Consider the following 12,332-nt stretch of genomic DNA (forward strand, 5'->3'; position numbering starts at 1 on the left):
CGGATCTGTTGCGCAACGGGATCGTCGACGCGATCGTGCCCGAGCGTGACGACGCCGCGGACACGCCAGCGGACTTCACGGCGCGACTCTCGGCGACCATTGCGGGGGAATTGGTCGCGCTGCGGGCGATGACAGCGGACGAGCGGATGACCACGCGGTTGCGGCACTACCGCGGGATCGGCCTGCCCGACTAGTGCCCGAGTGTCCACTTGTGCACCGAATTGGGCCCAAAAACGGTGCATACGTGGACATTCGGCAGATCAGGGTGAGCTGGCCCGGTGACCACCTCCCCACCGCATTCGGTAGGGCGCTGAAACGTCTGCCGTGCGAGGTTAGGCTGCCTGTCGTGGCAGAACCGGTGTCGGGGGATGAATCGACCGGCGATTCGATTGCGCATGCGCTGCGTGAGGAGATCCTCGCCGGGCGGCTGACCGGTGGCGAGAGGCTGGTCGAGGAGGCCATCGCCAAGCAGTTTGGCGTGTCGCGAGTTCCCGTGCGCGAGGCGCTGACTCGCCTGCAGTCCGAGGGCTTCGTGACGATCGTGCGATACCGAGGCGCTGCCGTGTCCGAGACCCTGGTCCAGGACAGTCACGAGCTGCTGCAGATTCGTCGCGGACTGGAGACCTTGGCGGCTCAGTTGGCAGCGGAGAACCGCGGTGGGGCGGTCGCCGATGAGCTCACGGCGATCGCCGAGGGCCGGGACACCGGTCATGACGGGCCACCGTTTCACGAAATCGTCGCAGCGGCGACGGGCAATCGACAGCTTCAGGAGATGCTCACCAGCGTCAATCGTCGCGTCCAATGGAGCCTCGGACACAACCCACACGCTTCGACCAGCGACCACCGGGTGCTGGCGATCGCGATCGTGAACGGTTCGGCCATGCAGGCTGGCTATCTGATGGACGAGCACCTCAGGCGCGACGAGCGCTACTTCGTCGACAAATTCGAGCACGAGTAAGAGGACGAGCAGGTACTGGCAGTGCTCGCCGCCCAGATTTCGGCTTGATTGTATTACGATCTAATCGTAGTTTTCGAGGATGTAACGCAATATCGCTGGTCAGAAACAGTGGCGTAACAGTTTTCGTATACAAATTGCGTCGGCACGATTTCGGTCAGGGACGACTCGAAGTCGGCTCACCGGCACGACCAGTGCTGGCGACGACTCACCCACTCGGAGCCCCCATGTCCCTCACCAATCCCACTGCCAAATCCCTTACCCCCGAGCCGAATTCGAACGCACACGAAACGATCGAGGACGCCGCCTCCCCCGGCCTGACATCGGCCCTTGACCGCATCGGCTTCGGCAGAGTGCAAGCCGCGCTGATCCTGCTTCTGATGGCCGGATTGTTCTTCGATTCCCTAGAGCAGAACTCCACCGGCGCAATGGGCCCACTGCTCAAGGAGTCCTTCGGCATCGGCAATGCCGAGCTGACCATGATCAACACCGCGACGGTGCTCGGCGGACTGGCCGGACGGCTCATCGGTGGCTATATCGCCGACCGCTGGGGACGGCGGGCCGCGCTCAGTCTGAACCTGCTCATCTACACCCTTGGCGGGCTGATCAGTGCGGTAGCGCTCAATTACGAGATGCTGCTGGCCAGCCGATTCATCGTCGGCATCGGCCTCGGCGGCGAGTTCACCGTCGGTCTGGCCATCCTCGCCGAAATCGTCGCAACGCGGCACCGCGGGACCTTGCTCGCAACGCTCAACATCTCCTCCGGTGGCATCGGCAACATCGCGTCGTTCGGCTTCTTCTGGTTGGTGCTCGGACCGCTCAATGGGGTCCTTGGCGGCAACGACACCGCATGGCGTTGGACGTACGTACTGCTCGCCATACCGGCATTGCTAGTGGTCTTCTTCCGCCGCTACCTGCCAGAATCGCCGCGGTTCCTGCTGTCCAAGGGCCGTATCGAGGACGCCAACAAGAGCCTCACCCGCTTGGACGCCGGAAGCATCAAGGGGCTTCGCAAGCCGGGCATCACCAAGCACTACGTCACCGAGGCCGACATCCCCGTACCAGTCAAAAGCAGCTACGCCAACGTGTTCAAGGGCGAAAACCTCAAGCGGACCATCGCGATCGGCGCTGCGTCGTGGATGTCCTTCGGCGCCCAGGTCACCCTGCTGTTCCTGATGCCGATCCTGCTGGTGTCGCGCGGCTACTCGCTGTCCGATTCGCTGGCATTCACCATGATCATGAACATCGGTTCGCTGTTCGGCGCCTGCGCGGCGTCCTACCTGGCAGGCAAGGCGCCCCGCAGGTTGACGGTGACCGTCGCGGCGGTTCTCGGTTGCATCTCGGCCATCTGCTTCGCGACGTTCGCCAATTCGACGGCGCTGATCCTGGTGCTGGGCATGATCTTCCAGTTCTTCACCATGTTGCTGAACACGATGCTGTCGGTCTGGTCGCCGGAGCTGTTCCCCACCTCGGTGCGGGCCATGGGCACCTCGGTCGTCAACGGGATCGGCAACGTGGCGGGCGCCGTCATGCCCTTCGCCGCGCTGTTCTTCTTCGACCGTGCCGGTGTCCCAGGGGTCTTCGCGATGATCGCCATCATGTACGGCCTCCTGGTCGTGGCAGCCCGTTTCGGCCCCGAGACCTTCGGTAAGCCATTGGAAGCCGTCACCGAGAAGCCCCTGCTGGCCACAGCAGCCTGATTCACCCACCCCATAGAGAAGCTCATAGAGAAGGAAGTACCAAGCGTGCCGACACTCAACATCTCCGCCACCGCGCACGGCCTGAACTACCTGCCGCAGTACTACGCGGACCACCTCGGGTTGTTCGCCGACCGCGACCTCCAGGTCACGGCCACCGCGAAGGATCCCTGGACGGGCGTGCTGGACGACCTCGACAGCGGGGCCGCCGACATAGCTCTCGGTGGCCTGTGGGTTCCCGCGATGTACGCGGGCACTCGCCGCAAGTTGACCGTCTTTGCTCAGGTCAACCACCAATTCCCCAAGGCGCTGGTAACCCGGACTGCCCGACCCGACTTCGCGTGGTCGGACCTCGTCGGCAAGACGGTGCTCGCCCCCGGGATCGGAGGGAGCGCGCCCTACGCGTTCACGGCGGGCCTGATCCGGGAGTCCGGTGTCGACCCCGCATCGATCACGTTCCTACGCGACCTGTCCACGCCGATGTTCGTCGAGTTGTTCGAGGCCGGCCTGGGTGATGCGATCGTACTGGATCACACAGGAGCAGAAGCCATGCAGCACAGGGGAACCGGGTTCATTGCCAACGACTACACCGTCACCGGCGGACTGGGCCCCAACAGCGTGTACTACTGCCGTACGGACCGGTTCGAGGAGCTGTCGGACCGCCTGGTTCGGTTCACCGCCGCGGTCGGCGAGGCGATGCAGCTGATGAAGTCGGTGACGGTGGCCGAATTGCGGCCGGTCCTCGATGCCCACTGGCCAACGATGCCGACGCAGGTGTTGCAGAGCGCCTGCGGGCGCATGCTGCACTCGCAGACGTGGGCGACGCCACGCATCGATCGGCCAGCGACCGAACGATGGATCCGAATCCTGTTAGACGAGAGCATGGTTCGCACCATCCCCACGTTCGCCGACATAGTCGACACCTCGATCGTCGATCGGTTAGACGCCGCCACGATCACGATCTGATCCGTCGAGTTGCTCGCGCCGGTCTTGCGCGGGGCACCTGCCAGAACCCGGCACCGCGCCGCCGCTGCCCGACGAGGGATCGGCACTTCCGGGGGAGCGCGACCGATCGTCGGCGATGGTGCCGTCCGCAGCGACTGCGGGTGCCTCGCTCGGCTGGGAACGCGCGTCGGTCTCAGCGGGAAGCGATATCCGCGAATCGGGATGCCCGCTCAAGGGCCGCGGTGGCACTCTGGAAGTCGTGGACTCGGTGCTGCACTTCGCCGGAAACTTCTGGTGGCTGATCTTCCCGCTCGGCGGGATGATCGGCGGCGGCGTCAGGGCAGTCGCGGCGGCCAACGAGCGGCGTGCCGAAAGGCGCTTGGAGCGCTACCGCATCAAGCAGCAGACCAAGATCGCCGTTGCGCAGGCGTCGGGCCGCGCCAAGGTCGACGAGGCCACGGCCAGGCGGGAGCTCACCAAGCTGGGCGCCCAGCACGAGGCGATCGACGCGCGCTGGCTGGACTACGAGATGGACGTCGCCAAGCTGCTGGACTTCCCGATGATGACCGACATGCGCCAGCCGCTGACGGTCGCCTTCCACAGGGCGCGCAGTCGGGCGGACCTCTTGCGGCCCTCGTCGGTCGACGACGTCGTCGCCGACCGCGACGCCCAGCTCGACTACCGCGACGCGGTGCACGACTACGGTTCGGCCTTCGACGTTGCCGAGGCCGAGGCCATTCGCAGGCGGCGCAGCGACTTCTCGGAGGAGGGCCAGCACCGCCTCGCGCGAGCGCAGCACCTGCTGCGGGTGGCCTCCGACGAGTCCGCCACCACGCAGGAGCGGCAGAACGCCTACGCCAAGGCCCGCACCGAACTGGACGGGCTGATGGTCCTGCCCGCCGTGGCGCGGGCCAGCATCGAGCGTCGGATCGCGGGGGAGATCGAGGCCTGACGCAGCCCGTCGGCGACCGTCGTGCTGACAGTCGCCGACGGGCGAGGCTCAGCCGACCTCGGCTCCCGCCGCGCGAAGCTGCTCCGCGGTGGCCTCGAGGAGCTCGTTCCACGCGACCTCGAACTTGGCGACGCCCTCGTTCTCCAGCGCGACGAACACGTCGGTCAGGTCGATCCCGACGGCAGTGAGCTCGTCGAAGATCCTCTTCGACTCGACCTCGGTGCCCGACACCGTGTCCCCGGCAACCACCCCGTGATCCGCGAACGCGTCGAGCGTCTTCTCCGGCATCGTGTTGACGGTGTTCGGCGCGGCCAGCTGCGTGACGTAGAGCGTGTCCGGGTAGTTGGGGTTCTTCACTCCCGTCGACGCCCAGAGCGGCCGCTGCAGGCGCGCACCACCGGCCTGAAGAGCCTGGAACCGCGGCTGCTCCTCGAAGACCCGCTGGTACGCGGCGTACGCAAGACGCGCGTTGGCGAGCGCCGCCTTGCCGCGCAGCCCGAGCGCCCCGGGGGTGCCGATCTTCTCGAGTCGGTTGTCGATCTCGGTGTCCACGCGCGACACGAAGAACGACGCGACCGAGTGGATGCGGGACAGGTCGCGGCCGGCCGCCTTCGCCGCCTCGAGCCCGTCGAGGTAGGCGCCCATGACGAGCTCGTAGCGTTCCACCGAGAAGATCAGCGTGACGTTGACGCTGATGCCCTCACCGAGCACCTTGGCGATGGCCGGAATGCCTGCCGGGGTGGCCGGGATCTTGATGAAGAGGTTGGGGCGATCGACGATCTTCCACAGTTCGACGGCCTGGGCGACGGTCTTGTCGGCGTCGTGAGCGAGGCGCGGGTCGACCTCGATGGACACCCGCCCATCAACGCCGTAGCTCGCCTCGAACTCCGGGGCCAGGACGTCGCACGCGGCCCGCACGTCGTCGGTGGTCACCGTGCGAATGGTGGCCTCGACGTCGGCACCGCGCTCGGCGAGCTCCCTGACCTGTGCGTCGTAGTCGTGCCCCGTGCTGAGCGCCGCCTGGAAGATCGACGGGTTGGTGGTGACGCCGACGACGCTCTTGCTCGCGATGAGCGCGGCGAGGTTGCCGGATTCGATGCGGTCGCGGGACAGGTCGTCGAGCCACACCGAGACACCCGCTTCGGAGAGCTTCTGGAGGTTGGGGTTCTGAGTCATGTCGTTGTCATCCCTTCACGGTGGCGAGCGAGCGGCGAGCGGCGGCGGTGACGGCTTCGGTGGTGATGCCGAACTCGCGGAACAGGGTTGGCCCATCGGCGGAGGCGCCGAAGTGCTCGAGCGAGACGGCCTCGCCGGCATCACCGAGCAGCCGGTACCACGACACGGCCAGACCGGCTTCCACCGAGACGCGGGCCTTGACCGCGGGCGGCAGCACGCTGTCGCGGTAGTCCTGGTCCTGCGACTCGAACCAATCCAGGCACGGCATCGACACCACCCGGGTGGGCACGCCGTCGGCCTCGAGTGCTTCGCGGGCGGCGACGGCGAGCTGCAGTTCGGAACCCGTGCCGATCAGCACGACCTCGGGGCGGCCATTCGACGCGTCGGCAAGGACGTACCCACCGCGGGACACGCCTTCGGCGGCCTTCTCCCGGGTACCGACGAGGGTCGGGACGTCCTGGCGGGTGAGCGCCAGCGCGACCGGTCCCGTGGTGTGTTCGACGGCCGCGCGCCAGGCCTGGGACGTCTCGTTGGCGTCGCCGGGACGGATGACCGCGACGTTGGGGATGTTGCGCAGCGAGGCGATGTGCTCGACGGGCTGGTGCGTGGGGCCGTCTTCGCCGAGTCCGATCGAGTCGTGCGTCCACACGTAGATCGCCGGCGTCTTCATCACCGCAGCAAGCCGCACGGCCGGGCGCATGTAGTCGCTGAACACCAGGAAGGTGCCGCCGTACGGACGGGTCGGCCCGTGCAGGGCGATGCCGTTGATGATCGAGCCCATCGCGTGCTCACGGATCCCGAAGTGCAGGTTGCGTCCGTACGGTTGGGCGTTCCAGTCCTTCGTGGAGATGGAGGCCGGCCCAAAGGAATCCGCACCGTCGATCGTGGTGTTGTTGCTGCCCGCCAGGTCTGCGGACCCACCCCACAGTTCGGGAAGGACCGGGGCGAGAGCGTTGATCGCGGCTCCGGACGCCTTGCGGGTCGCGACACCCTTCGCTCCGGGTTCGTAGGAGGGGAGCGCATCCGCCCAGCCGTCCGGCAGGGCGCCCACCTGCAAGCGCGAGAACAGCTCGAACCGTTCCGGCTCCCTGGTGGCCCAGGCATCGAGCTCCTTCTGCCACTGCGCCCGAATCTCGTTGCCACGGTCGACGGCTCGACGCGCGTGCGCCAGCACCTCCGGGTCGACGTCGAAGCTCTTGTCGGGGTCGAAGCCGAGAGCCAGCTTGACGCCGGCGACCTCGTCGGCGCCCAGCGCCGCGCCGTGCACCCCGCCGGTGTTCATCTTCTTCGGCGCGGGGAAGCCGATGACGGTGCGCAGCAGGATGATCGAGGGACGATCGATGACGGCCTTGGCCGCCGCGGCGGCCGCCAGGATCGCCGAGACGTCCTCGCCGCCGTCGACGACCTGCACGTGCCAGCCGTACGACTCGTACCGGGTGGCGACGTCCTCCCCCAGCGCGATCGCGGTGTCGTCCTCGATGGAGATCTTGTTGTCGTCGTAGAACACCGTCAAATTGCCCAGCTGCTGGACGCCCGCTATCGAAGACGCCTCCGACGTGACGCCCTCTTCGATGTCGCCATCCGAGGCGATCACATAGATGTGGTGGTCGAAGGGGCTCTCGCCCGTAGCGGTCTCCGGGTCGAAGAGCCCGCGCTCACGGCGGGCCGCCATCGCCATGCCGACCGCGGACGCCAGCCCCTGGCCCAGCGGGCCCGTCGTCATCTCCACACCGCGGGTGTGCCCAACCTCGGGGTGGCCCGGCGTCTTGGATCCCCAGGTCCGCAGCGCCTTCAGGTCATCCAGCTCGAGGCCGTACCCGGCCAGATACAGCTGCGTGTAAAGGGTGAGGCTGGAATGCCCACATGACAGCACCAGGCGGTCCCGGCCGACCCAGTCGGCGTCCGACGGATCGTGCCGCATCACCCGCTGGAACAGGGTGTAGGCGAGCGGGGCCAGGCTCATCGCCGTTCCTGGATGGCCGTTGCCCACCTTCTCGACCGCGTCGGCGGCAAGAACACGCGCCGTGTCGACGGCCCTGGTGTCCAACTCGATCCAGTCGGCGGGATAGACGGCGCGCGTGGATGCGACACCTGGTTCTGCTTGAATGTCGTTCGCTGTCAATGTCATTCGTCGCTCTCTCTGCTAGTAGTGCTCGGACGTGAAATTCGGGTGGATCAGCCGACTCGGACTGGTTCGGCGCGTCGGACGGCATCCCTGCCGAACTGCCCCCGCAGTGCCAAAACGGCTCTCGTTGCCGGGGATTCGTTCCGGCTGGAGGCGAAGCGCGCGAACAATGCCGCGGAGATGACCGGTACGGGGACGGCGCGTTCGACGGCCGCTTCGAGGGTCCATCGGCCTTCGCCGGAGTTCTCGGCGTCGACGAACGGGACGTCCAGTTCGGGGTCCTGCGACAGCGCCTGGACCAAGAGGTCGAGCAGCCACGACCTGACCACGGCGCCATTCGACCAGGCGCGCAGGACCGCGGGCACGTCCACGACGGACTCTTGTGCCGCCAGCAGTTCATATCCTTCGGCATAGGCCTGCACGAGCCCGGACTCGATGCCGTCGTGCACCATCTTCGCGTAATGGCCTGTGCCGACGGGGCCGACGTGGACGAAGGAGTCCGCCCTGTCGCCGTCGGAGCGCAACGCATCGAACACCGGCATCAACCGGACGACGTCGGCGGCGTCACCGCCTGCCATCAACGCGTAGCCGTTGTGTCTCCCCCAGACCCCGCCGGAGACGCCGCAATCGACGTAGCCGATGCCATGCTCGGCGAGGATGTGCGCGTTGACCGTGTCGTCGGTGAACCTGGAGTTGCCGCCGTCGACGACGAGGTCACCCGGCGAAAGGAGGCGGGAGAGCTTCCCGATCACCTGGCGGGTCGCCGCCCCGGCTGGAACCATCACCCACACCACTCGCGGGGCGGACAGCGACTCGACCAAGCCTACGAGGCTGCCCACGTCGCCATCGACGTGCGGGTCGTATCCAACCGCCGCGAATCCTCGCTCACGCAAGCGTTCCCGGAAGTTCAGGCCCATCATTCCCAGGCCGACCAATCCCAGTTCCATAGTCACCGTTCCCCTTTCGGCTATCGATGTCGATCTCTAGCGTGGTCCCGCTTCCTATGTATACGGGGGGTTCGACCGCTCCCCACCTGGCCGGACGGGGAGCCGTCACTAGCCGCTCGGCCAAGTGCGTTCGCGCTCAGAGCTTTCGACACTGGTGACTGCCGCATGTCTCAATCGCACCAGTGGGATCCAATCGAGCCGAAGAAGGTCTGAGCGTGAGGGATCTGGTCGACACCACGGAGATGTACCTCCGGACGATCTACGACTTGGAAGAAGAGGGGGTCCGCCCACTGCGAGCACGCATCGCCGAACGACTCGCACAGAGCGGTCCTACGGTCAGCCAGACCGTCGCCAGGATGGAGCGCGACGGTCTGCTCTTGCTCGGCTCTGACCGCCGCCTGAAACTGACGGAGAAGGGCCGCGAACTCGCGGTGTCGGTGATGCGCAAACACCGCCTCGCCGAACGACTCCTGGTCGACGTCATCGGCCTGCAGTGGGAAAAGGTTCACGCGGAGGCATGCCGGTGGGAGCACGTCATGAGCGACGAAGTGGAGCGGCGCCTGCTGGAGGTGCTCGACAACCCCACCACGTCGCCGTATGGCAACCCAATTCCAGGACTCGGCCTGCTGGGACTCGATCGCCCCATCGGCGATCCCGAGACGCTCATCCGGCTCACCGACGTGCCACCGGGCAGGCCCACCGCGGTCGTCGTCCGGCGTCTCGCAGAGCACGTGCAGTCCGATCTGGACGTCATCGGCCGATTGCGTGCGTTGGGCATCGTCCCGGACGCGCACGTCACAGTCGAGACCAGGCGCGGCTCGGTCACCATCACGGTGCCGGGCCATGGTGGGTTCGAGCTGGCCGAGGAGATGGCTCACGCCATCCAGGTAAGGCAGCTTCAGGAGTAGCCAGCCTCTGCTCGCCGCTGAGCCCAACGACGAAAGTCCCCGAACAGCAGCGTGTTCGGGGACCTTCGCGGTGGGCAACTAGCTGGCGAGGGCTGCCTTGAGCGCCTTCGCCGCTGCTGCGGGGTCCTCGGCGCTGTAGATGGCGCCTCCGGCGACGGCGACGTCTGCGCCTGCGTCACGGACGGCCGCGACGGTGTCCACCTTCACGCCACCGGCGATCGAGAACGGCACACCGGCGATCTTGCCGTCGTCGAGGAGGTTCTGAATCGAGTAGCCGGGCTGGGCCTGCTCGTCGAGACCCGCGTGGATCTCGACGAACGCGACACCAAGCTTGGAGACCTCGCGGGCCCGTTCGACGCGGTTCTCGACGCCGATGAGGTCGGCCACGACCCGCTTGCCGTGCTTGCGCCCCGCCTCGACGGCACCCTTGATGGTGGCGTCACCGGCAACACCGAGGACCGTGACCAGGTCAGCGCCCGCCGTGAAGGCGATGTCGGCCTCGAGGAAGCCTGCGTCAGCGGTCTTGAGGTCGGCGAAGACCTCCTTGTCCGGGTGCGCCGCCTTGATCGCGCTGATGGCGCTGAGGCCTGCGCTCTTGATCAGCGGGGTGCCGAGCTCGATGATGTCGACGTATGGCGCCACCTTGTTGGTGAGCGCCAGCGCATCGGCGGTGGTGAGCAAGTCGACCGCAACCTGCAGTTTCGTCATGTACTTCTCCTATCAATCGTGGATCTTCTTGGGTCGAGCGATGTGTCGTTTCGGAGGCGGCAGTTCCGGGTCAGCCGATGTTGGCGTGGCGTTCCCACAGCCGCTCGGCGGTCTGGTCCTCGTTGCTCCACAGCGCCAGGAACAGCGCGTCGAAGGCGAGGAGCACGGACTGCTCGAACAGGCTGCCCGCGTACTGGCGGGTGACCGATCCGCTGTGGTCCTGTTTGTCTGCCGCGGGCAGGACCAAGATCTCGTCCGCCCGAGCGGCAAGCGGCGAGCTCGGGGCCGTGGTGACGGCAAGTACCAAGGCCCCCACCTTCTTTGCGGTGTCGGCCGCGCCGACTACCGAGGCGGTGGTGCCCGAACCCGACACGGCGATCAGCACGTCTCCCTCGCCGATGGCGGGGGCGGTGACCTCGCCGGCCACGTGGACGCGGAGGCCGAGGTGCATCAGCCGCATGGCAGCCATCTGGGTGGCCAGGCCGCTGCGTCCGTTGCCGATGACGAATACCGCCCGCGCCTTGGTGATGAGCGAGCCTGCGCGGTCCCACTGCTCTGCGGCAACGGAATTGAGCAGCCGCTCGTTTTCGTCGAGCACGATGCGGCGCCCGTCACTGAATCGTGTGTCCGATTGCGGCACGGTGGCGGTCATGGTCCTCCTCGGTGTTGGCCGGTTGACTTCTGTCCCAAGAATGCCGACCCAGGGGCGCGTGGACACCCGGCCGCACGGCGAGTCCTCGCTGGCCGGTTGGCTAGTGCCGTCCGCAGCAATACTCTGAATGGGTGATAAGCGTTGAGGATTCCGTTCGGGTGCAGGTCGTCCGCTGGATGGAGATGCGGAAGGTGATGACCGGACCGCTCCCCGAGATCGCCGCCCGCCTTTCCCAATTCCTCGGGCACACATCGCACGACGCCTTGGTGATCTTCACGCGTGAATGCACCGGGCGCCCAAGAAAAGTCGCCGGAAACCGCGAGATCGTCGACCGGGTCACGATCGACGAGCTCGAAGTGATCAAGGGCTCCGTCGACCCCGGCGGTGTCCGCGACGAGGTGGCCGTACTGGCCGGTTCGCGGAGACGAATCTGGGCGGTGCGCGACAAGGCCTGCGACACCCTGCTCGTCCTCGTTCCGCGACCGTCGCAGACCGCCGCCCCCGACCTCGACGAGGTCGCGGCCGTCTTCGGGATCGTCGCGACGTCCATCCAGCATCAGGTCGCACAGGCCAGCCCCGACTATCTCGCCGAGTCGCGGGCGGCGTCGAGCGAACGCGCCCGCACCATCGTGGAATTGACCGAGGCACACGAGGCGACCCTGTCGTCCATCCTAGGAACACTCCGCTCCAACGACCTCGACGATCGCCGGTCGCGCATCACCGCCAGCGAGACGGCATCGGCGGCCCTGATCGCTCTGCGGTCCGCTGGCGCCGCTGATCGTGCCCTGTCGGAGGAAGCGGTCACCACCGCATTCGCCAGGCTGCAAGGCGAGTTGCGCCCCCTCTTGCGGCATCGGGACGTCCAGGTCGACTACGTCGACCCCCCAGCCGACGGGCGGCCGCTTCCCGGTGAGGTGGCGCACGCGGCACGGGCGATGGTGCGCACCATCGTGCTGGCCTTCGACGCTCAACCGGAACTGACCCGATTGCGGATCGCGTGGGACTGCGGCGGTGACAACGTCTTGATCGAGATCCGTGACGGCGGCCCCGGCACCATCGACGCAGGCGCCCTGACGCTCCAACTGTCGGGGCGTCTCCGCACCCTGCGCGGTCAGATCGAGATCGAGTCGATTGCTGGGTGGGGAAGCAAAGTCATGCTGACCATCCCGCTCGACCCACCCGCGGCTCGCCCCGACGAGGGCCTTCTGTCCGCCCTGAATCCCCGTGAACTCGAAGTCCTCGGGCACCTCGCGGTCGGCAAGCGCAA

At 66.9% G+C, this 12,332-nt stretch carries 11 protein-coding genes and 1 pseudogene; 7 read left to right on the forward strand and 5 right to left on the reverse strand.

Going from position 1 to position 12,332, the window contains the following annotated elements:
• The 5 genes and pseudogenes from ABW137_RS16055 to ABW137_RS16075 all read left to right on the forward strand — a co-directional run.
• A pseudogene (locus tag ABW137_RS16055) lies at positions 1-194 on the forward strand (acetyl-CoA carboxyl transferase); the annotation flags it as partial.
• A 152-nt stretch (positions 195-346) separates the two neighbouring features.
• Positions 347-958, forward strand: a complete 612-nt coding sequence (locus ABW137_RS16060; RefSeq protein WP_526401658.1) for a GntR family transcriptional regulator — start codon at positions 347-349, stop codon at positions 956-958.
• 224 nt (positions 959-1,182) lie between these two features.
• On the forward strand, positions 1,183-2,655 hold the full coding sequence (locus ABW137_RS16065) for an MFS transporter (protein WP_526401660.1): 1,473 nt from the start codon (positions 1,183-1,185) through the stop codon (positions 2,653-2,655).
• A 45-nt stretch (positions 2,656-2,700) separates the two neighbouring features.
• The gene (locus ABW137_RS16070; protein ID WP_526401662.1) at positions 2,701-3,618 is read left to right on the forward strand and encodes an ABC transporter substrate-binding protein; all 918 of its coding nucleotides are present in this window, start codon (positions 2,701-2,703) and stop codon (positions 3,616-3,618) included.
• Between the two features lie 238 nt (positions 3,619-3,856).
• Entirely contained in the window at positions 3,857-4,549 is a 693-nt protein-coding gene (locus ABW137_RS16075; RefSeq protein WP_526401674.1) for a hypothetical protein, read from the forward strand.
• A gap of 48 nt (positions 4,550-4,597) precedes the next feature.
• Here the strand turns inward: ABW137_RS16075 and tal are convergent, their stop codons facing one another.
• From tal to ABW137_RS16090, 3 genes are read right to left on the reverse strand one after another with little or no spacing between them, the layout of a single operon-like run.
• Positions 4,598-5,725 carry a transaldolase gene (tal, locus tag ABW137_RS16080; protein ID WP_526401664.1) on the reverse strand — a complete coding sequence of 376 codons (1,128 nt, stop codon included), beginning with the start codon at positions 5,723-5,725 and terminating at the stop codon, positions 4,598-4,600.
• Between the two features lie 7 nt (positions 5,726-5,732).
• On the reverse strand, positions 5,733-7,853 hold the full coding sequence (tkt, locus tag ABW137_RS16085; RefSeq protein ID WP_526401666.1) for a transketolase: 2,121 nt from the start codon (positions 7,851-7,853) through the stop codon (positions 5,733-5,735).
• Positions 7,854-7,900: 47 nt separating this feature from the next.
• Positions 7,901-8,797 (reverse strand): NADP(+)-dependent, decarboxylating phosphogluconate dehydrogenase, encoded by an 897-nt coding sequence (locus ABW137_RS16090; RefSeq protein WP_526401676.1) that lies wholly within the window; start codon positions 8,795-8,797, stop codon positions 7,901-7,903.
• A gap of 215 nt (positions 8,798-9,012) precedes the next feature.
• Here ABW137_RS16090 and ABW137_RS16095 point away from each other — a divergent pair, with 215 nt between their 5' ends.
• On the forward strand, positions 9,013-9,705 hold the full coding sequence (locus tag ABW137_RS16095) for an iron-dependent transcriptional repressor DtxR (RefSeq protein WP_526401668.1): 693 nt from the start codon (positions 9,013-9,015) through the stop codon (positions 9,703-9,705).
• Between the two features lie 78 nt (positions 9,706-9,783).
• Here the strand turns inward: ABW137_RS16095 and hxlA are convergent, their stop codons facing one another.
• Together hxlA and hxlB are read right to left on the reverse strand one after the other, a co-directional pair.
• Complete coding sequence (gene hxlA, locus ABW137_RS16100; RefSeq protein WP_526401670.1) at positions 9,784-10,413, reverse strand: 3-hexulose-6-phosphate synthase; 630 nt, start codon at positions 10,411-10,413, stop codon at positions 9,784-9,786.
• A gap of 70 nt (positions 10,414-10,483) precedes the next feature.
• A complete protein-coding gene (gene hxlB / locus ABW137_RS16105) occupies positions 10,484-11,065 on the reverse strand; it encodes a 6-phospho-3-hexuloisomerase (protein ID WP_526401672.1) in 582 nt (193 codons plus the stop codon).
• A gap of 182 nt (positions 11,066-11,247) precedes the next feature.
• On the opposite strand from hxlB, the gene ABW137_RS16110 reads away from it, so the two are divergent.
• Positions 11,248-12,332: sensor histidine kinase (locus tag ABW137_RS16110; protein WP_526401678.1), on the forward strand; the 1,085-nt coding region annotated here is incomplete at its 3' end.

The organism is Mycobacterium sp. (assembly GCF_040509115.1).
Taxonomy (GTDB): Bacteria; Actinomycetota; Actinomycetes; order Mycobacteriales; family Mycobacteriaceae; genus Mycobacterium.

Bases quoted from the DNA above. Each gene is read 5' to 3' on its own strand.
- ABW137_RS16090 (WP_526401676.1), bottom strand. From the start codon at position 8,797: ATGGAACTGGGATTGGTCGGCCTGGGAATGATGGGCCTGAACTTCCGG.
- hxlB (WP_526401672.1), bottom strand. From the start codon at position 11,065: ATGACCGCCACCGTGCCGCAATCGGACACACGATTCAGTGACGGGCGC.
- tkt (WP_526401666.1), bottom strand. From the start codon at position 7,853: ATGACATTGACAGCGAACGACATTCAAGCAGAACCAGGTGTCGCATCC.
- hxlA (WP_526401670.1), bottom strand. From the start codon at position 10,413: ATGACGAAACTGCAGGTTGCGGTCGACTTGCTCACCACCGCCGATGCG.
- ABW137_RS16065 (WP_526401660.1), top strand. From the start codon at position 1,183: ATGTCCCTCACCAATCCCACTGCCAAATCCCTTACCCCCGAGCCGAAT.
- tal (WP_526401664.1), bottom strand. From the start codon at position 5,725: ATGACTCAGAACCCCAACCTCCAGAAGCTCTCCGAAGCGGGTGTCTCG.